This is a genomic window from Mesorhizobium sp. P3_A10 (genome assembly GCF_056403175.1).
The window spans coordinates 592,379-611,414 of record NZ_JBFUFZ010000001.1; the positions used below are offsets into that span (position 1 = coordinate 592,379).

The following is a 19,036-nucleotide window of genomic DNA, read 5'->3' on the forward strand; positions in this document are numbered from 1 at the left end:
TGGCTATGGCCCACGTGGTCCTGAGAGATCTCGTCAAGACCTATGGCGGCTTCAAAGCCGTCAACGACGTTTCGCTGACCGTCAATGATGGCGAGTTCGTTGCGCTGGTCGGCCCTTCAGGCTGCGGCAAGACAACGACCCTCAATCTCGTCGCGGGGCTGATCCCGATCACATCGGGCGACATCGTCATCGGCGACCGGGTGGTCAACGACCTCGACCCCAAGGACCGGGACATCGCGATGGTGTTCCAGAACTACGCGCTCTATCCGCAGAAATCGGTCTACAAGAACCTGGCGTTCCCGCTGCAGATGCGGAAATTGCCGAAAGACGAGATCGACAAAAAGGTCAGGGAAGCGGCACGGGTGCTCGACATGACGCACCTGCTCGAGCGCAAGCCGCGCGAACTTTCGGGCGGGCAGCAGCAGCGTGTGGCGCTCGGCCGCGCCCTCGTCCGCGACCCCGCAGTGTTCCTGATGGACGAGCCGCTCTCCAACCTCGATGCCAAACTGCGCGTGCAGATGCGCTCGGAAATCAAGCGCTTCCACCAGGACCTCAAGGCGACGATCATCTATGTCACGCACGACCAGCTCGAAGCCGTGACCATGGCCGACAAGATGGCGGTGATGAACGGCGGCTTCCTGCAGCAATATGATTCACCGGCGCAGGTCTTTGCCCATCCGGTGAACATGTTCGTCGCCAGCTTCATCGGCAGCCCGGCGATGAGCCTTATCGCGCTGGAAGCATCGACGGCCAACGGCAACACCGTTTTGACTGGCGCGGAGGGCTGGCGTCTCGAGCTCTCGCAGCACAACGCCCAGAAGGTTGCCAGGGCAACGACCCGGAAAGTCGTGCTCGGCGCACGTCACTCGACGATCAAGCTCCACAAGAGCGCGGTGCCAGGCAGCGTCCCGGCCAAGGCCTACACGGTGGAGCCGACCGGAGACGTCACCTTCGTGCAGGCCTTCCTGTCCGGCGCCATCGTCAATGTCAGCGTGCCGCCGACCATTGCAGTCGCGCCCGACGAGCAGATCTGGCTCGAGTTCGACCAGGAGCGCATGCATCTGTTCGACGGCGAAACCGAAATGGCCCTCAAGGCCGATTGAGACAGGGACGGATGCATGTCGGACGTGGGCGTGAATGACTACGAAGCTTAAGATCACCGCGATCAAGCCCTATCCGGTGTGGGTGGGAACGCGCAACCAGATGCTCGTCAAGGTCGAGACCGACCAGGGCATCTTCGGATGGGGCGAGAGCGGCTTGAGCGGTCGAGAGAGGGCCGTGGCTGGCGCGGTCGAGCACTATCGCGAGTTTCTCATCGGCCGCGACCCGATGCAGATTGGCCGGATCTGGCAGGAGGTCTATCGCAGCCAGTACTTCGAAGGCGGGCGGGTTCTCCAGGCGGCGATTTCCGCCATCGACCTCGCCCTGCACGACATCAAGGGCAAGGCGCTGGGGGTGCCGGTTTACGAGCTGCTCGGCGGCAAGCAGCGCGACCGCGTCCCCACCTTCGCCTCGACCGGTGACGAGGCCGAGGGCGATGTTGCCATCGAACGAGCCCGCGAACTGCGCGCACAAGGCTGGCAGGCGATCCGCTTCTTCCCCGTCGGGCAAAACAGCAGGGACATCTTCGAGCCCCGCGAGTCGATCGGCGCCACCGCGAGCATGCTGAACAAGGCGCGCGAGGCGCTGGGCGACGAGGCCGTCCTCGGCATCGACTATCACCATCGGCTGTCGGTGGCCGAGGCGGCGAGCTTCTGCAACAAGCTCGGCCGCGGCGTGCTTGATTTTCTCGAGGAGCCGATACGCGACGAGACGCCGGAGGCCTACGAATCGCTGCGCACGATGACCGACATCCCGTTCGCCATCGGCGAGGAATTTGCCAGCAAGTGGCAGTTCCTGCCCTACATCGAGCGTGGCATCCATCAGTTCAACCGGCTCGATATTTGCAATGTCGGCGGGTTCACCGAGGCGATGAAAGTCGCTGGCTGGAGCGAGGCGCACTATGTGGACCTGATGCCGCACAATCCTCTTGGTCCGGTGTGCACGGCGGCGACCGTGCATCTCGCCGCCGCGGTACCCAACTTCGCGTGGCTCGAGACCAGGGAGCCCGAAAAAAAGCTGGGTTTCGACAGTTCAGACTTCTTCCCCGTGCAACCACGGCTCGACGGCGCCTGCTATCCGGTCAGCGATCTGCCGGGGCTCGGCGTCGAGGTCAACGAAGCGGCAGTCCAGTCGGCGAGTTTTCGTTTCTGGGAAGCGCCTCACCTCAGGCGCCGCGACGGTTCCGTTACCAATTGGTAGTTCCATTTCAACCGGAGTCCAAAATGACACATACTCCCGACATCACGCGGCCGCCCAAAGAGCTGATCGACGCGCTAAGGGAGATCGGCGCCGCGACGGTTGCCGGCACGCTTGGCCACATGGGTTTCCGCAATCCGCACATGGTCGGTCCGGTGGCGCAGAACCACGGCAAGTCGATCGTCGGGCCGGCGCTGACGCTGCAGTTCCTGCCGCAGCGGCCGGACCTGTTCAACGAGGGAGAATATGCCGATCCGGAGACGCAACTACACCGGCACGTGCTCTACCACGCGCAGGCAGGCGATGTGGTCGTGGTCGACGCGCGCGGCGACATGAGTTCGGGCGTCTTCGGCGATATGATGTCGACGTATTTCAAGGGCAGAGGCGGCGCGGGCATCGTCATCGACGGATGCATGCGCGACCGGCCCAATGTCGAAAAGCTCGATCTGCCCCTGTGGCTGCGTGGCTGGACGCCCAACTACCATGTGCAGACCAGCATCTATCCCAATGCCGTCAACGTTCCGATTGCCTGCGGCGGTGTCACGGTGATCCCCGGCGACATCATCATCGCCGACGACGACGGGGTGGTGGTACTTCCCGTCGCAATGGCCGCAAAGGTAATCGAAGAAGCGAAGAAGCATCACGATTGGGAAGAGTTCTCGCGAGAGAAGCTCATGCAGGGCGGGTCATTGCAACGCTATTATCCACTGCATGACGACGCCCGCGGAGAGTACGAGGAGTGGCGAAAAGCCAACTCCAAATGTTCTTAGACACGAGGATGACCGTGTCTTCCTACAGATGCGATTTTTGCACCAACGCAGCTCGCCTGTTCTGACCCGACCGACGCTCAGGTTCGGATCAGATTCCCAGATCGTCGATGATGCGCGAGAGCGTGGTGCGGCCAAGTGCACTCATGGCAGGATTGCTGCTGCGGTAGTACCAGACCAGGCCCATTGCCTGCTGGAAGGCCCATGCCACTCCGCGCTGCCACTCGACTTCGCTCGATCCAAGATGGGTGCGCACGGTTTCGCGCCGACTGCGATCAAAAAGATGCCATGCCGCAACGAGATCCAGGGCCGGGTCGGCCGGTCCGAAGCTGCCGCTGTCGAGCACGCCCACAAGGCGGTCCCCACGCACGAGGAGGTTGGCCGGAATAAGATCGCGGTGGCTCATGACGTCGCGACCGGACGGCGGCAGTTCACGCAGCCGAGCCCAGATGCGACGGAGCCGAGACACGTCCAGGAGACCCTCGCTGTTCTTGAAACAGGTCGACATCCAGTCGTCGTGGTCAGGAAGACTGCCGCCCCTCCCTTGCCCATCAAAACGACGGCCATGTGTGTTCGCTGCGCGTAGCGACGCAATCAGCTTGCCAATGTCGAGTGCGAAGGTCGTGGAGGCAGCAAGCCCATCTTGCGTGGCAACCTCACCTTCTATCCAACTCTGCATTGCCCAAGGCAACGGATAGAGCGGACCCGGCTGACCAACCCCGATCGGTCGAGGACAGGCAAACGGAGAATGCGTTGCAAACTCCGTCATCGCGGCGGCTTCCTTGCGCAACATATTGGCGCATTCGACCGGGTCCGTTGTGCGGAGCGGGAACCTTGCCGCTACACTGGGTCCAATCCTGAAGATTGCATTGACCGTGCCGATGGCATCAAGCGGCTCGATCCGCTCGCGGCGATACTGCGGGAACTGGTCGAAGATCATCTGGCGAACGATTTCAGCATCGATATGGACCTGATCGCGGTGCATCATGCTGCTGGTGTCTCCCTGCCAATTCCTCGCCGAATAGCGGATACAAGCGTCACTTTCTTCGCTACGTGACGTCAAGCAGGCTGAGCTATTGGTGATTGACATCGTCTCTCGGACGTTTTGGCACCGAGCGGCGGTCGTGTCCCAGCGCGGGGTTAAAAGGCGATCATCGCCTTGATAAGTCCCGACTTCTGATCGGCCCAACGAGAAATATCATGCGCACTGTCCTGAAGGGTCGTCTGGTGCGTTATCAGCTTGGCCACGGGAACGGCGCCATCGCGCATTGCCGCCATGACGTGGTCGAAGTCGACGCGAAGCGCGTTGCGGCTGCCGATCAACATCATCTCGCGTTTGTGGAATTCGGGGTCGGAGAAGCTGATCTCGTCCTTGATGACGCTGACCATTACCAAGGCGCCGCCATGCGCCACATAAGCGAAAGCGGCCTCTATCGAGGCCTTGCTGCCGGTGGCGTCGAAGACAAGGTCAAAACAGTCGCCGTCGGTTCGCTGCCGCACCAGGTCGACAGGTGACACCGACGCACCATCGATAACGGGAAAGCCGAGTCCTTCGGCGAAGTCGAGCCGTTCCCTGCTCATGTCCATGATCGTCACCGCCTGGCCGGCAATACGCGCAAACAGTGCCGTACCCAGTCCAATCGGCCCGGCGCCGATGACCAGCGACCGTGCGCCGCCAGCAAGCCTCGAGCGCCTCACCGCGTGGGCGCCGATCGCCAGGAATTCGACAGCTGCCGCGTCGACAAGCGACAGTCCGGCGACCGGGTAGAGGTTGCCGGCAGGCACCAGCAATTCTTCGCACATGCCGCCGTCGCGATGAACGCCCAACACTTCGATCGATACGCAGCAATTGGGCTTGTCGTGACGGCATGCAATGCATCTGCCGCAGGCAAAATAGGGATTTACGACGACCCGCTCGCCAACCTCGATGGCGACGCCTTCGCCGATTGCGGTCACGGTGCCAGAGAGCTCATGCCCCATGATACGCGGATAGGCGAGGTAAGGATGCTTGCCTTCAAAAATGTGGTAATCGGTGCCGCAGATGCCGACTTGGCTGATGCTGACCAGCGCCCATCCGGCGCCGGGCCGGCCGGGTGCCGGGCGATCCTCGAAGATCAGTTCGCCGGGCTTTCGGCACACGAGCGCTTTCATCCGGGCCATCCTGAAATGTTGCAAAAAAAGGACCCGGCGGCTGGGATGGACCGCCGGGCCAAGGTGTGGAGCCTATTCGAAGTCCTTGACGTTCTGCAGCGTCACCAGGCCGGCACCGGTATCCACATTGGCCTCGACGGCCTCCCCGCGGATCGCCTGGACGACGGTGTCGATGCCAAGCTCGCCCATTTTTGCCGGAAACTGTGCAACGCTGGCATCTTCCGCGCCGGACTTGATCGCTTCGATCTCACCGCAGCAGGCGTCGAAGCCGACCAGGATGATCTTGTCGTTGGCAATGCCGGCATTGCTGATCGATTTGACGGCGCCCGGGATCGGCGGGCCACAAGCCGCGTAGATCGCCTTGAGGTCGGGATTGGCGGTCAGGATGTCTTCCGTCACCGACGTGCCGAGTTCGAGCGTGCAATTGGTTGCGCCCTTGCCGACGACCTCGACCTTGACGTCGCCGAGGCCTTCCATCATGCCGGTGACCCTGTCGTCCAGCGCCGGCACACCGGGAACCCCTTGCAGGATGCCAATCTTGTCGCCGCTCTTGAGAACCGTCTTCAGATACTCTCCGGCGATCTTGCCGCCGTTGAGATTGTTGGTCGAAACCAGCGCTGTCGCGCCTTTCCAGTTCGGGATGCTGTTGTCGACGAGAACCACCTTGATGCCCGCAGCGACCGCCTTGTCGAGCGCCGGCGCAACGGTCGGATCGACCGGGGTGATCGCCAGACCCTTGACGCCCTGGGTAATCATGGATTCGATCAGGGCGATCTGGCCTTCGATGTCGGTGGCCGCCTGGCCCTGGCCGGTGACCAGTTCGATTTCGGGATGAGCGGCCGCGTATTTCTTGGCGGCATCCTCCATGGTCGAGTAGAACGGCACCGGGAATTTCGTAATCAGGCCGACCTTGACCTTGTCGGCGGCCGAAGCCGGCATCGCAAACGTAACGGCGATCGCCAGCCCGGCGAACAGTTTCAGGTTCATTGGCATTCCATTCCTCCCTTGGAATTGAGGCGTCTTCCCACGGAAGTCGCTTCAGGCATTTGCGGACCGGAACGATCCCCAAATCTCGAACGGATCAGGCTCCAACGATCATGGAAACCAGCTCCTGCTTGTTGTCCCTGGTCGGCACAAGTTCACCGACCTTGCGGCCCTGGCGAAGCACCACGGCGCGATCGGCAAGCTCGACGACATGCTCCATATTGTGGGTGATCAGGATGACGGCGTTGCCCTGGTCGCGGAGCGCTGCGACAAGGTTGAGCACTTGCCGCGATTCACGCAGGCCAAGGGCGGCGGTCGGTTCGTCCAGGATCACAACCTTGCGGGCAAACACGGTCGAGCGGGCCACGGCGATGGCCTGCCTTTGACCGCCCGACATCATGGCGACGACGGCGTCCAGCCGCGGCAGCGTGACCTTGAGGTTTGTCAATAATACGCGGGTCTCGGCGTCCATCCTGCGCTGTTGAAGAAATCGAAGGCCGCGCGGGAGCCATTGCGGCCAGGCCAACTCGCGACCTGCGAAGAAGTTCTGTCCAGGCGTCAGATTGTCGAACAGCGCCAGGTCTTGGTAGACGGTTTCGATGCCGGCAAAGCGCGCATCCGCCGGCGAGCGTATCTGCGTTTGCACACCATCAAGAACAATGGCGCCGGCGTCGAGCTGATGGACGCCGCTGATGCATTTGGTCAACGTCGACTTGCCGGCCCCGTTGTCGCCGAGAAGCCCGAGGATCTCGCCGCGCCGGACCTCGATGCTGACGTCGTCGAGCGCCACGACCGAACCGAAACGCTTGGTGGCGCCATGCACCGCCAGCACAGGATGGTCGGCGATGACTGCATGGTCGACAGTGGAGGCAACGGCGCTCATGACTGCCTCCCGGCCTGCATGACGCGCACGCGCCCTTCGAGATAGTTGCGCAGCACGTCGGACTCGACCGCAATGACGATGACCACGCCGATGACGATGAGCTGGAAGAAGACGTTGACGTTGAGCAGGTTGAGCGCGTTGCGGATGACGCCGATCATGATGGCGCCGATCAAGGCATGGCCGAGATGGCCGCGGCCGCCGAGAAAACTGGCACCGCCAATGATCACCGCCGCGATCGTATCCAGTTCCAGCAGATTGCCGAACAAGGGCGAACCGGCGTCGGTGCGGCCGGCAAGGATGACCGAGCCGATGCCCGCGCACAGCCCTGAGATCACATAGACCGAAACCAGAACCCAGGAGACGGGAATTCCCATGCGCACGGCGGCATCGGGGCGGCCGCCTACGGCATAAATCCAGCGCCCCCAGACCATCGTTTTGGCCATCACGAAAAGGACCGCTGCAACGCCGGCAACCACGAAAACCGATCCAGGCAGACCCCAGACCGCCTCGCGGCCGAGCGCGTCGATCGAATCCGGCATGCCAGGGATGGCTCGTCCGTCGGCCAGCTGCAGCGCCAATCCCTTGGCGATGCTCAATGTCGCCAGGGTGATGATGAAAGGATGTGGCAGGCGGCCGAAGACGTAGAAGAGACCGTTGATGGCGCCGACCGCCGCACCGCATCCAACCATCACCGCGATCACCACGAAGGCGGGAGCACCGGCATGAAAGCTGAGCGCGCCGACGACGGAAGCCAGCGCAACATTCGAGCCGACGGAGAGATCGATACCGCGTGTCAGGATGACCAGATGCTGCCCCATCGCCACAACCGATATGACGGCGGTCTGGGCGAGGATGTTGCTGAGGTTGCGCCCCGTCAGGAAATAGGGCGACAGAAAACTGAGAATGACGATCAGCAACACCAGGATGACGACCGGACCAGCGCTCAGCAGGGCCAGGCCAAGCGCAAGGCCGGGAACAGCTTCCTGCTTCCTGGACGCCGGCAACGCGGCCTCGCCGGCAGTGGTGCCGGTGTTTCCCGTTTCAGGCAAAATTCCCCTCCCCGCCGAGGCTCGTTCGAGCCGCGTCGTCAAAAACTCAAATCGTGCCTAGGTCCTCTTCTTATCGATAAAAAACAACAGTCTTGATTGGGTCAAGTTGTTTTTTATGGATAAAGTTCATGCTAAAAAGGACAAGGTATTGTTTGGAGGAAGGTGCGATGCGAACCGACACCGTCTACAAGAAGGCCTTCAATCGAACTGCAACTATGCTGCGCGATGGACAAATCGCCGGCGAACTTCCCTCCGAAAATGAGCTGAGGCGGCTCATCGGCGTCAGCCGCACCACCGTCCGAAAGGTTCTGCAAGAACTTGTTCGCCGCGAACTTGTCACTGTACACAACGGCATCAGGACAGTGGGACGAGAGGTCGATGAAAATGACTGCTATCCCGACGCCGAAACCACGCCGCGGGCCAAGCATGTCGAACAGCAATTCATGGAGTGGATGCTGCGGGGTGACACCAGACCCGGAACAAGCATCAACGAGCTTGAGCTGGCGCGGCAATTCGGTGTTGCGACCAACGGAATTCGCGAATTCCTGATCCGCTTCAGCCGTTTTGGGCTGATCGAGAAGAGACCGAACACGGGCTGGCTTTTCAAGGGCTTCACGGAGGATTTCGCCCTTGAGCTGTTCGAGATCCGGGTGATGTTCGAGCTGCGCTCGGCGCATCTGTTTTCACGGCAGCCCGACACATCTCCCCTGTGGGACAAGCTCGCCGCGCTCAAGATTGCGCATGCCGAACTGCTGAAGCAGATTGAAATCCGCTTTCACGACTTTTCCGGCCTCGACAACCGCTTTCATCGGCTCATAAACGAGGCTTCACCGAACCGCTTCATCGACGATTTCTACGACATCATCAGCTTCATTTTCCACTACCACTACCAGTGGAACAAGCAGGATGAAAAGCAGCGCAATCAGGCAGCAATCCTCGAGCATGTTGCCTATATCGACGCACTCGAAAGTCGCGATTCCGAGCGCATCAAACAGGCCTGCGAGGCGCATCTCGCTTCGGCAAGAGCAACGCTGATGCGTTCGCTGATCTGGACGTGATGAATGACGGAAATCAGGGCGCCGTTGTGGGAGCCGACGCATCCCCTCAGGAATGCGTCGGGACAAAGAGGCTCTCAAGCGTGGCGGATTTCCGTTCCCAGCACCTTCAGGCATTCACGGATGAACGCCGCAAGCGCCGTCCAGCCTTTGGCTGAAACCATCGTCCCGTCGACATAGGCATCGGTGGGGGACAGATCGATGTAGGTGCCGCCGGCAAGCGTCACCTCCGGCTCGCAAGCCGCGAGCGCCGCCACCTTCTTGCCACGGACGACGCCGTCGACCGCAATCAGAATCTGGACGCCATGGCAGATCGTGAAGATCGGCTTTTGGGCCTCGTGAAAATGACGCACCATCGCCTGCACGCGCTTGTCGGTGCGGATGTATTCAGGGCCACGACCGCCGGCGCAGTAGACAGCGTCGTACTGGCTGAGCTGCTTCTCGGCGTCGGAAAACGTCTTGTTGATCAGAGCATTGTGACCGGGCTTTTCGGTATAGGTCTGATCGCCCTCAAAATCGTGCAGCGACGTCTTGATCGTGTCGCCGGCGTTTTTGTCGGGGCACACGACATGAACGGTGTGCCCCACCGCTTCCATCGCCTGCTGATAGACGAAGATTTCATATTCCTCGGTGAATTCGCCGGTCAACATCAGGATCTTCTTGCTTGGCATGGCGCTTCCTCTTGGCTTGTTTCAGGGCGAGGTGCACGTCGCGCCTCGCCGGTTGGGAATCGGATCGGATCAGAACGGGGCGGCGGGGGAACAGTCCTTGGCGTTGGCCCGGATAATCGGCGGCGCGCCGCGCTTGAGGGTCTCGCGGACAGCCGACATCGTAACGGCTACTCGAACGCAGGCAGGAGCCGATCCCGCGAATTCTCGATGTGCACACGCATGGCTTTTTCGGCAGCGGCCGGATCGCCCGCGGAGAAGGCGGCGAGAATGGCCTCGTGCTCGTCGAGCGCCTCTTCGGTCACCCGCGAGTGGTACATCAGGCGGAAGATGTGGAAGTGGGTATGCTGGTGGTTCAGCGTCTCGCGAATGAGCTCGTTGCGAGCGAACTCGACGATCTTGTCGTGAAAGATCGCATCCTGCCGAGCGAAGTTCGAATAGCGCAGGCGTTCGTCTTTGCCCTCCCGTCGGGTCATGACGCCAGCCGCCTCCCGCAGCACGGCAAGACGCTCGTCGTCCATTGTGGTGGTGGCTTTGGCGGCCGCGGCGGGCTCGAGCAGAAGGCGCAGCTCGTACAGTTCGTCAAAGCGCCGGCGGGTGATTTGCGGGGCGGCGCGATAGCCGATCAGGTGGGTCTTCTCCACCAGGCCCTCCCCCTCCAGCCGGCCAAGCGCTTCGCGAATGGGCGTATGCGAGACGTTGAATTCCTTGACGAGATTGTCGACGGTGATGCGCGATCCCGGCGCAATTCTCAAAGACATGAGTTGCGCGAAGATTGCCTCGTAAACGTCGCCGGCCAGGCTGTTGGCGCGCTGGATGCGGCCGGTCGCACGGGCTTCATTGTCAACCGTCAGGTCCGTGTTCTGCATCGTTTGCCTCTTGACAGAAGCACCCACTAACACGATGCTCCGCCCAATTCAATCCTATATCCTATACGATTTCATAGAGGATACGGCCTGAGAATGACCCGGAGCGTCGCGGCCGGTCTCCGGAACAAAGCCAATTGTCCTGGCTCCTCATCCGTCGTCGAAGGATCCTGCGCATGAGCTTGTTTGCAGCGGCGCGCCTGCCGCGCGAGATCCTGTTCGGCAAAGGCCAGCGTCATGTGCTGCCTGCCATTGCCGCCAAATATGGGCGGCGCGCGTTCGTCTGTACCGATGAGCGTTTCGCGTCGACATCGCAGTTCGCCGAAATTCTTGCCGGCTTGCACAAGGCGGCGATAGACACGCTGGTCTACGACCGAACGATGCCTGACGTGCCCCGCGACAGCGTCGCCGCCGGCATTGCGGAGGCGAAGGATTTCAAGCCGGACATGGTGATCGGGATCGGCGGCGGCAGTTGCCTCGATATGGCCAAGTGCGCGGCGCTGCTGCTCAGCCATGGCGGCAGGCTCGAAGACTACTATGGCGAGTTCAAGGTACCAGGCCCTACCCTTCCCGTGATCGCAGTGCCGACCACGGCCGGAACAGGCTCCGAGGTGACCCCCGTCGCCGTGATCTCCGATCCGGATCGGACGCTGAAAGTGGGTATTGCGAGCCCTCATCTCATTGCCGTCGTGGCGCTTTGCGACCCGGACCTGACGGCGACATGTCCACCCTCGCTGACGGCTATCGCAGGCGCCGACGCGCTAACGCACGCAATCGAGGCCTTCACCGCGGCCAAACGCGGTGCTGATCCGCATCTGCCGCAGCAGCATGTCTTCGTCGGCAAGAGCGCTCTGACCGATCATTTCGCGCTTCTGGCCATCAGGCTGCTCGGCCGCAGTCTCGAAAAGGCATATCGCGACGGATCGGACGAGGATGCGCGCGCCGACGTCATGATGGGAGCGCTGGCCGCCGGTTGCGCCTTCGGCACAGCCGGAACAGCCGCTGCGCATGCGGTGCAATATCCTGTCGGCGCGCTTACCCATACTGCGCATGGTCTGGGCGTCGCCACCATGCTGCCCTATGTGATGACCTACAACCTTGCCGCCGCGGCCGCGGAGATTGCCGAAGTCGGCGCTGCCCTCGGCCTTCCCCTTAAGAGCGGCGACGCCGATGCATCGGCGCACGCCACCATCCGGGAGGTGAGCCGGCTGTTTGGCGCCATCGGCATCCCATCGACCCTGGCCAAACTTGGCCTTGCCGAGGACAAGATCGACTGGACGGCCGAGCAGGCGCTCGGCATCGACCGGTTGATCAAGAACAATCCGCGTCCCTTCGACCTCGCCGCGATTCGACGGCTGGTCAGGGCTGCTTATGACGGCGACATGTCCGCCACCATGATGTGATCGACCAGGAGTTCATCCTATGAATATCGCCGCAGGCATATCCGACGAGGATCAAGATATGTTCGACTACGCCACGGCCTCGCACGGTCTCTACATCGGCGGACGCTGGCGACCCGCGTCGGAGGGCGGTGTGATCGAGGTGGTCGATCCGTCGACCGAAGCCGTGATCGCGGCGGTTCCCGATGCCACGCTCACCGACGCCGCCGCCGCCGTCGACGCGGCCGCCAAGGCTGCGGCCGGCTGGCGCGAGACCCCGCCACGCAAGCGTTCGGAAATCCTGCGGCGCTGCTTCGAACTGATGACCGAACGGGCGGAGATATTGGCTGCGCTGATCTCGCTGGAGAATGGCAAGGCGTTGCGCGACGCGCGCGGTGAAGTTGCGTACGCGGCGGAGTTCTTTCGCTGGAACGCCGAGGAAGCGGTCCGCATCAGCGGCGAGTTCGGCCTGGCGCCCTCGGGCGCGAACCGGATCATTGTCGACTACCAGCCCATCGGTATTTGCGTGCTCATCACGCCGTGGAATTTTCCGGCCGCCATGGCGACACGCAAGATCGCGCCGGCGCTCGCGGCCGGCTGCACTGTGATCCTGAAGCCCGCCAGCGAGACACCGCTGACGGCCTATGCGCTTGCTGCTCTCTACGAGGAAGCCGGCGTGCCGCCCGGCGTCGTCAACGTGCTGACGACTTCGACCCCGATGCCGGTGACGGCAGCTATGCTGGCCGATCCACGCGTGCGAAAGCTGTCCTTCACCGGCTCAACCGGCGTCGGCCGCGCGCTCCTGGCCGAGGCTGCAAAACACGTCATTTCCTGTTCCATGGAGCTTGGCGGCAACGCGCCGTTCATCGTCTTCGACGATGCCGACCTGGACGCAGCGCTCGACGGTGCGATGGTGGCCAAGATGCGCAACGCCGGCGAAGCCTGCACGGCCGCCAACAGGCTTTACGTGCAGGCCGGCATCCATGATGCTTTTGCGGAAGGCTTGAGCAAACGCATGGCGGCCCTCAACGTCGGCCCGGGCACAGATTCAGAAACCGAGTGCGGACCGATGATCAACAGGAAAGCCGTGCACAACATCGACCGGCTCGTCCAGGACGCGGTCGCCCGTGGCGCCAGGGTGCTGTGCGGAGGAGCGATTGCCGAAGGCAAAGGCTACTTCTACCCGCCGACGGTGCTTCGCGACGTCTCTGCTGACGCCGCAATGGTCCACGAGGAAATATTCGGTCCGGTGGCTCCGATCATGCGTTTCGACAGCGAGGCGGATGCCATCGCAAAGGCCAACGACACCGAATACGGTCTGGCGGCCTACGTCTACACGCGCGACCTGGCCAAGGGGATGCGCGTGGCATCGAAGATCGAGTCGGGCATGATCGCCCTGAACCGCGGCCTGATGTCCGATCCGGCGGCTCCATTCGGTGGGGTCAAGCAGAGCGGGCTGGGCCGCGAAGGCGGTCAGAAGCATGGCGTTGCCGAGTTCATGGAGGCGAAGTACATCGCCGTGACCCTGTGAGCGGACACGCCAAAGATCCGTTTCGCATTCGCGACCATGTCGTCGAGTTCGACGACATCGTCGCCGACATCGTGCGCAGAAGCGAGGCTACCAGGGCGAACGTTCCAATGGTCGCCGATGTCGCCTACGGGCCCGACGCCACCGAGACCATGGATTTGTTCTTTCCCAAGGGCAAACGAGACCGCCTGCCGGTGCACATGTTCATCCACGGCGGCTACTGGCGCATGTTTTCCAAGCGCGACTATTCCTATGTCGCCGAGACCGTCACCAACGCAGGCGCGATCGCGGTCATCGTAGACTATGCGCTGATGCCGGCCGTCAGGATGGCCAGGATCGTCGACCAGGTGCGCCGCGCCAGGCGATGGGTGCTCGACCATATGGCAGACCATGGCGGCAATCCCGACCTGCTGACCGTCAGCGGTCATTCCGCCGGCGCGCACCTGGCAACGATGCTTTTCGACAGCCGGCCGTCCGGCATCAAAGCCGCACTGCTGCTCGGCGGCCTTTACGACCTGAAGCCATTGCAGACCTCGTTCCTTGCCGCCGAGATCGCGATCACTGACGAAGACGTCAGCCGGTTCTCGCCGATCAACCACAGCTTCGATCCATCCGTGGCTGTTGAGATCGCGGTCGGCGCCGATGAAACGCCGCCCTTCCACAGCCAGGCTGCGATCTTTGCGAACCACCTGGAAAAACAAGGACTGGCTGTTTCACGCACCACCCTTGCGGCAACCAACCACATGAGCAGCGTCCGCGACTTTGGCGTGGCGGGCACCGATGCGGCGTCACTGTTGGCCCGCCTCGTGGCCGTCTGAAACCTGAAAGCGGTTTCGTGAGCCTCCCTGAGCCTAGTAGCCGTAGTAGAGGCCCAGACCGCGTTGCAGGGCCGACGCCAGATGCGCCTGCATCGCCGCCGCGGCCGCCTCCGGGTCGCGCGCCTTGCATGCCAGGATGACCTGCATGTGCTCGCGCAGCGATTGCAGCACGAGAGGCACGGTGACTTTTCTGTCCAACCGGATCAGCCGAACGTAATTGTGCAGCCGCTTGTACGAACTGTCGATCAATGGATTGTTCAGGCTGGCAATGATGGAGTGATGTAGCAAGGTCTCGAGTTGCTCGAGGTCGGCCCTGCCCCGGTCAGTGAGCCCGCTGCGCTCGATCTCTTCGATGGCCGCCAGGTGTCGTCGTTCCAGTTCCGCCAATTCCGCCTCTTCGGCTGTTTGCGCGTAAACGCCTGTCGCCGCACGCTCCAGAATGCTGCGAAACTGATAGGTCGATCTGGTCAGTTCGAACCCGGGCTTGACGAACTGGATGCCCGAGCGCGAATGGATGATGACGATCCCCTCGGCCTCGAGCAGCTTGAGTGCATCGCGCAGCGGCGCAACCGGGATTTGCAGCATCTTGACGAGATCGCCTTGCGACAGAAAGGCCCCGGCAGGGATCTTCCGCTCAAACAGCGTTTCAAGAATTCGCGTGTAGGCCCGATCGCCAAGACGTTGGCCCGCTGCTCCAGCGGGCTCGTCGGACTGATCTTCGTGCTGAGCCACCTTTTGTTTCTCCGAATCTGAAATATCTAAACATTAATCTGAAACATTACAGATCGTGCGCATCGTAGAATATCGCATGATCATTTATCAATTCACTTGTGCCGGACATGGCTGACTGGCTGCATCGCGCGGCGCGCAGCCGGTTTCCTGGGCTGCTTAGGGATCGCCTCGCGACACGGAGCGCTTTCCCTTGCGCCCCAATACATCGGGAATTCACGCAGATGTCCGGTCGATAAGGCGCTGTCCACTGCGCTGGCGTGCCGGTCGGCCGTCTGTTTTGCGCCTGGCCACTTGCCTCTTTTCCGAAACTGAAATATCTAAAGCGCGTTCTGACATATCAGAGATCTCGTATGCGCATCGCAGAGTATCGTATTACCCGCTATCAATTCGCTCGTGACCGAACCATCGGCGACAGTCAGGTTCGCATCGATACGGCTCACGTGGCCGCGCTTGAGCTCGTTGCCGAGAATGGCCTGGTCGGGCTGGGCTTTATCCAGAGCTTGTTTCATCCCTTGCCGAGCCAGGCGGAGATCGTTCGGGTCTTTGACGAGGAGGCCTGGCCCAGCCTTGTCGGGCAATCGCCTTTGGCGCTGGTACATCGGGTCCACCGGCCCCGCGGCGGGAACAGGCGCGCCTTTGGCTTGCCTTTCGAGGAAGCCCTGCAGGTTGCGTTGTGGGATCTAAGCGCAAAGCTGGTCGGCCTGCCGTTGCACGAGCTCCTGGGAAGCCGGCGCACGCGCGTGAAAGCCTATGCATCCGGCCTCGATTTCCACCTTGGCGACGATGAGTTCCAGGCATTCTTTGCCAATGCCGAGGCCCTCGGCTACCGCGCATTCAAGATCAAGGTGGGGCATCCCGATTTCGACCGGGACTTGTCCCGGCTGGAGCTGTTGAGAAAGACGGTACGGCCCGGCTCGTCGATCATGATTGACGCCAATGAAGCTTGGGGAGCCAAGGAGGCATCGGCGAAACTGCAGAAGATTCATAGCCTTGGTTATGATCTCCTATGGGTCGAGGACCCCATTCTGCGCCATGACTTCGACGGCCTTCGCAACCTCAAGGCGGCAACGCCGTGGACCATGATCAATTCAGGCGAATACCTCGACGCCGCCGGCAAGCGCCTTTTGATGCAGGCCGGGGCGACCGACATGCTGAATGTTCATGGGCAGGTGACCGACGTGATGAGGATCGGCTGGCTGGCAGCTGAACTCGGTGTTCCGGTGACGCTTGGCAATACGTTTCTTGAGATCGGCGTGCACATGGCCTGCGCGCTGCCCGAAGTCGAGTGGCTCGAATACTCGTTCCAGAACTTCGACCACCTGGTCGAGCAGACAATCGAAATTCATGACGGCTGGATTTATGCGCCCGATCGACCGGGCCATGGCCTGGTCTTGTCGGAGACTGCGCGTCTGGCCTGGGCGCGCCCTGAAATCCTGTCGCGCGAAGAACTTGGCGATGCGCCCGTCAACCCGCGGGTTGATGGGCGTCCCAAACTCGCAGCGAGCGCTGGATGAAGCGAAAGCTTGTTGGATAAAAAGGGAGGAATGACGTGCAGAAACTGAAGATATTGACTGCCATTGCGACCACGATAGTCGCCTCGCCCGTACTGGCACAGGAAATCACCGTATGGGACGTCAACGTGGACGATGCCGCCCACGCGACATACTACGATCATGCGAAGGCCGCATTCGAGGCCGCGCACCCAGGAGCAACGCTCAACCTCCTGTCCCAGCCGGACGCGGAGTACTACACGCTGCTGGGTACGGCGATCGCTTCGAAAGCCGGCCCTGACGTCATCTGGGCCAATGGTGGCGCCCAGGCCAAGGCCCTGGTCGGCGGGCTGATCCCGCTCGACGACAAGCTGCCCGACCTGATCTCAAAGCTGGTTGGAAAGTCTGCGTTCACCGGACCTGACGGCAAGCTGTACTTCATCCCGACGACGCTGCAGGGTCACGTCGTCTACTACAACAAGGCGCTCTACAAGGCCGCGGGGCTCGATCCGGAGAAGCCGCCGACAAGTTGGGCCGAGCTGACCAAGGTCTGCGACGCGTTCAAGGCGCAGGGCAAGCCAGCCTGCTTCATGATGGCCAACAAGGAAGGCTACAACGCCGAGTTCTTCCTGTCGGAGGCCGCAAACCAGTCGCTGACAGCCCAGCAGCAGGCCGATTGGCTGGCCGGCAAGCTCCATTGGTCGGATCCGCCGATCAAGGCGATCCTGCAGGCCTGGGTCGATACCGCCAAGAACGGCTGGTATCAGGAGGGCGGCAACTCGCAGACCATGTTCATGGATGAGTTCGCCCTCTTCGAACAAGGCGTCGGGGCCAACGTGATGGGGCTGCTCTCCAACGTCGCGCACTGGAAGCAGTTTGAAAAGAACATGGGCGTCGACAAGGTCGGCGTCTATCCGATGCCCTCGCCGACCGTTGCCGCCGATCAGCATGAAGGCGCTCCCGGCGTGCCGCTTGATGGCGGCGTCGGCTACGGCGTCAACAAGGACTCTCCCAACATCGATCTCGCCGTTGACGCGGTGCGGATCCTCGCTTCGCCGGAGGTCCTGTCCTATCTGGTCAACGACACCGGATCGGTGCCCGCAAACACCGAAGTCAACACTTCCGGTATCGACAGCCCCGGCCTCAAGCAGATCATGGGCTGGCTTGCAACCAGAGCCGTTCCGACCACGCACGCCAATTCCTCGGCGCCAGAGCTCGATGAATGGCACCGCCAGAGCCAGCTTCTCTACAATGGCGAAACCACGGTGGACGAGGCCGCGGTTGCTCTGGACAAGGTCCAGGCTGAGGCCAAGCCGCAAAAGTAATCTTTCTCGGTGGGGGCGCAACCATGCGCCCCCATCCCCAAGCTCAGTGACCAGTGCATGACCGCCAATTCGCTACACCAGACTGGCCAGGCCGCGCGGCTCCGTTCCCGCCGGAATAGGGGCCGCCGAGCAGAGGCCCGCGTAGCATTTCTGTTCCTGCTTCCGGCAATCCTGCTTGTTCTGGTGTTCCGCATTTTCCCGCTGTTCTGGGGGTTTGGCATCTCCCTGACCAGCGCGACGTCGACCGACCCTGGCCAGTTCATCGGCGCCGGCAACTATCTGCGGGCGCTGGACGATCCGAATTTCCGCTCCGCCATGGCCAACGCCGTCGTGGTGCTGCTTTCGGTGCCGATCTTTGTCACCATCCCTATGCTGCTGGCCATCCTGATCCATCAGGGCGTGCCGGGACGGACGTTTTTTCGCTCCGTCTATTTCTTTCCCGCCATTCTCTCGAGCGTCATCATCGGCTCGATCTTCAGCGTGGTGCTGAGCTTCAATGGCAACCTCAACGCGCTGCTGAACCTCGCGGGCATCAAGAGTGTGGACTGGCTGGGGCACTCGGCGACCGCCCTTCCGGTGACGCTCGCGATCCAATGCTGGTCAACCTTCGGCATGGGTGTGCTGATCTTCCTTGCCGGCCTGTCGACCGTTTCAAAGGAGATGGTGGAGGCGGCGCGTCTCGACGGCGCCAAGATGTGGCAAATCTGGTGGCATGTCATCATCCCCGAGCTTCGCCCGATCATCGAGTTCTCGACGGTGATCACGACCATCGGCCTGCTTACATCGATGTTCGGCCTGATTTACGTGCTGACCGGTGGCGGACCCGGCACAGCAACGACGGTGCCCGAATATCTCATCTGGGCTGCCCAGGGCAGGCTCAATCGCCCCGCCTACGCCGCGGCCATCTCGATGGTCCTGTTCGTCATGACCAGCATTCTCGCCTGGCTGCAGATCCGCATCTTGTCACGCAACGCGAATATCTGAAGGGGGCGTTGTGTCAGGAGCAGGAAAACGACAGAGGCTGGCCCTCAGGATTGCGGCGG

General features: G+C 61.8%; 18 protein-coding genes. 10 read left to right on the forward strand and 8 right to left on the reverse strand.

Annotation, left to right across the window (positions count from 1 at the left end; genetic code table 11):
• Positions 1-5: 5 nt before the first annotated feature.
• Genes AC1DXU_RS02840 through AC1DXU_RS02850 form a run of 3 tightly spaced genes read left to right on the forward strand, consistent with a single transcriptional unit; the run spans position 6 to position 3,068 of the window.
• Positions 6-1,103 (forward strand): ABC transporter ATP-binding protein, encoded by a 1,098-nt coding sequence (locus AC1DXU_RS02840; RefSeq protein ID WP_477364103.1) that lies wholly within the window; start codon positions 6-8, stop codon positions 1,101-1,103.
• Between the two features lie 34 nt (positions 1,104-1,137).
• Positions 1,138-2,301 (forward strand): mandelate racemase/muconate lactonizing enzyme family protein, encoded by a 1,164-nt coding sequence (locus tag AC1DXU_RS02845; RefSeq protein ID WP_477364106.1) that lies wholly within the window; start codon positions 1,138-1,140, stop codon positions 2,299-2,301.
• A 23-nt stretch (positions 2,302-2,324) separates the two neighbouring features.
• Positions 2,325-3,068, forward strand: a complete 744-nt coding sequence (locus AC1DXU_RS02850; protein ID WP_477364109.1) for a ribonuclease activity regulator RraA — start codon at positions 2,325-2,327, stop codon at positions 3,066-3,068.
• 88 nt (positions 3,069-3,156) lie between these two features.
• On the opposite strand, the gene AC1DXU_RS02855 is transcribed toward AC1DXU_RS02850, so the two are convergent.
• The 5 genes from AC1DXU_RS02855 to AC1DXU_RS02875 form a co-directional block, all read right to left on the reverse strand.
• Positions 3,157-4,053 (reverse strand): aminoglycoside phosphotransferase family protein, encoded by an 897-nt coding sequence (locus AC1DXU_RS02855; RefSeq protein ID WP_477364112.1) that lies wholly within the window; start codon positions 4,051-4,053, stop codon positions 3,157-3,159.
• A gap of 152 nt (positions 4,054-4,205) precedes the next feature.
• Entirely contained in the window at positions 4,206-5,216 is a 1,011-nt protein-coding gene (locus tag AC1DXU_RS02860; RefSeq protein ID WP_477364115.1) for a zinc-binding alcohol dehydrogenase family protein, read from the reverse strand.
• A 72-nt stretch (positions 5,217-5,288) separates the two neighbouring features.
• Complete coding sequence (locus AC1DXU_RS02865) at positions 5,289-6,203, reverse strand: sugar ABC transporter substrate-binding protein (protein ID WP_477364118.1); 915 nt, start codon at positions 6,201-6,203, stop codon at positions 5,289-5,291.
• A 94-nt stretch (positions 6,204-6,297) separates the two neighbouring features.
• Positions 6,298-7,083 (reverse strand): ATP-binding cassette domain-containing protein, encoded by a 786-nt coding sequence (locus tag AC1DXU_RS02870; RefSeq protein ID WP_477364121.1) that lies wholly within the window; start codon positions 7,081-7,083, stop codon positions 6,298-6,300.
• Positions 7,080-8,030, reverse strand: coding sequence for an ABC transporter permease (locus AC1DXU_RS02875; RefSeq protein WP_477365958.1), 951 nt, complete (start codon positions 8,028-8,030; stop codon positions 7,080-7,082). The genes AC1DXU_RS02870 and AC1DXU_RS02875 overlap by 4 nt, the downstream gene beginning before the upstream one ends.
• A gap of 269 nt (positions 8,031-8,299) precedes the next feature.
• Between AC1DXU_RS02875 and AC1DXU_RS02880 the strand changes: the two genes are divergently transcribed.
• A complete protein-coding gene (locus AC1DXU_RS02880) occupies positions 8,300-9,190 on the forward strand; it encodes a GntR family transcriptional regulator (RefSeq protein WP_477364123.1) in 891 nt (296 codons plus the stop codon).
• 74 nt (positions 9,191-9,264) lie between these two features.
• On the opposite strand, the gene AC1DXU_RS02885 is transcribed toward AC1DXU_RS02880, so the two are convergent.
• Together AC1DXU_RS02885 and AC1DXU_RS02890 are read right to left on the reverse strand one after the other, a co-directional pair.
• Complete coding sequence (locus AC1DXU_RS02885; protein WP_477364126.1) at positions 9,265-9,858, reverse strand: DJ-1/PfpI family protein; 594 nt, start codon at positions 9,856-9,858, stop codon at positions 9,265-9,267.
• A 167-nt stretch (positions 9,859-10,025) separates the two neighbouring features.
• A complete protein-coding gene (locus AC1DXU_RS02890) occupies positions 10,026-10,724 on the reverse strand; it encodes a GntR family transcriptional regulator (RefSeq protein ID WP_477364129.1) in 699 nt (232 codons plus the stop codon).
• Positions 10,725-10,897: 173 nt separating this feature from the next.
• On the opposite strand from AC1DXU_RS02890, the gene AC1DXU_RS02895 reads away from it, so the two are divergent.
• The 3 genes from AC1DXU_RS02895 to AC1DXU_RS02905 are packed head-to-tail and all read left to right on the forward strand — an operon-like array spanning position 10,898 to position 14,446.
• Positions 10,898-12,124 (forward strand): iron-containing alcohol dehydrogenase, encoded by a 1,227-nt coding sequence (locus AC1DXU_RS02895; RefSeq protein WP_477364132.1) that lies wholly within the window; start codon positions 10,898-10,900, stop codon positions 12,122-12,124.
• A gap of 58 nt (positions 12,125-12,182) precedes the next feature.
• Positions 12,183-13,631: an NAD-dependent succinate-semialdehyde dehydrogenase gene (locus AC1DXU_RS02900; protein ID WP_477365961.1), complete on the forward strand. Its 1,449-nt coding sequence runs from the start codon at positions 12,183-12,185 to the stop codon at positions 13,629-13,631.
• Positions 13,628-14,446 (forward strand): alpha/beta hydrolase, encoded by an 819-nt coding sequence (locus tag AC1DXU_RS02905; protein WP_477364135.1) that lies wholly within the window; start codon positions 13,628-13,630, stop codon positions 14,444-14,446. The genes AC1DXU_RS02900 and AC1DXU_RS02905 overlap by 4 nt, the downstream gene beginning before the upstream one ends.
• A gap of 33 nt (positions 14,447-14,479) precedes the next feature.
• Here AC1DXU_RS02905 and AC1DXU_RS02910 read toward each other — a convergent pair whose 3' ends face one another.
• Positions 14,480-15,178 carry a GntR family transcriptional regulator gene (locus AC1DXU_RS02910; protein WP_477312528.1) on the reverse strand — a complete coding sequence of 233 codons (699 nt, stop codon included), beginning with the start codon at positions 15,176-15,178 and terminating at the stop codon, positions 14,480-14,482.
• Between the two features lie 350 nt (positions 15,179-15,528).
• Between AC1DXU_RS02910 and AC1DXU_RS02915 the strand changes: the two genes are divergently transcribed.
• The 3 genes from AC1DXU_RS02915 to AC1DXU_RS02925 all read left to right on the forward strand — a co-directional run bounded on the left by AC1DXU_RS02915 (position 15,529) and on the right by AC1DXU_RS02925 (position 18,977).
• Positions 15,529-16,692 carry a mandelate racemase/muconate lactonizing enzyme family protein gene (locus AC1DXU_RS02915; RefSeq protein WP_477364138.1) on the forward strand — a complete coding sequence of 388 codons (1,164 nt, stop codon included), beginning with the start codon at positions 15,529-15,531 and terminating at the stop codon, positions 16,690-16,692.
• A gap of 35 nt (positions 16,693-16,727) precedes the next feature.
• Positions 16,728-17,993, forward strand: coding sequence for an ABC transporter substrate-binding protein (locus AC1DXU_RS02920; protein ID WP_477364141.1), 1,266 nt, complete (start codon positions 16,728-16,730; stop codon positions 17,991-17,993).
• Positions 17,994-18,176: 183 nt separating this feature from the next.
• Complete coding sequence (locus tag AC1DXU_RS02925) at positions 18,177-18,977, forward strand: carbohydrate ABC transporter permease (RefSeq protein WP_477364144.1); 801 nt, start codon at positions 18,177-18,179, stop codon at positions 18,975-18,977.
• The last annotated feature ends 59 nt before the right edge of the window (positions 18,978-19,036 follow it).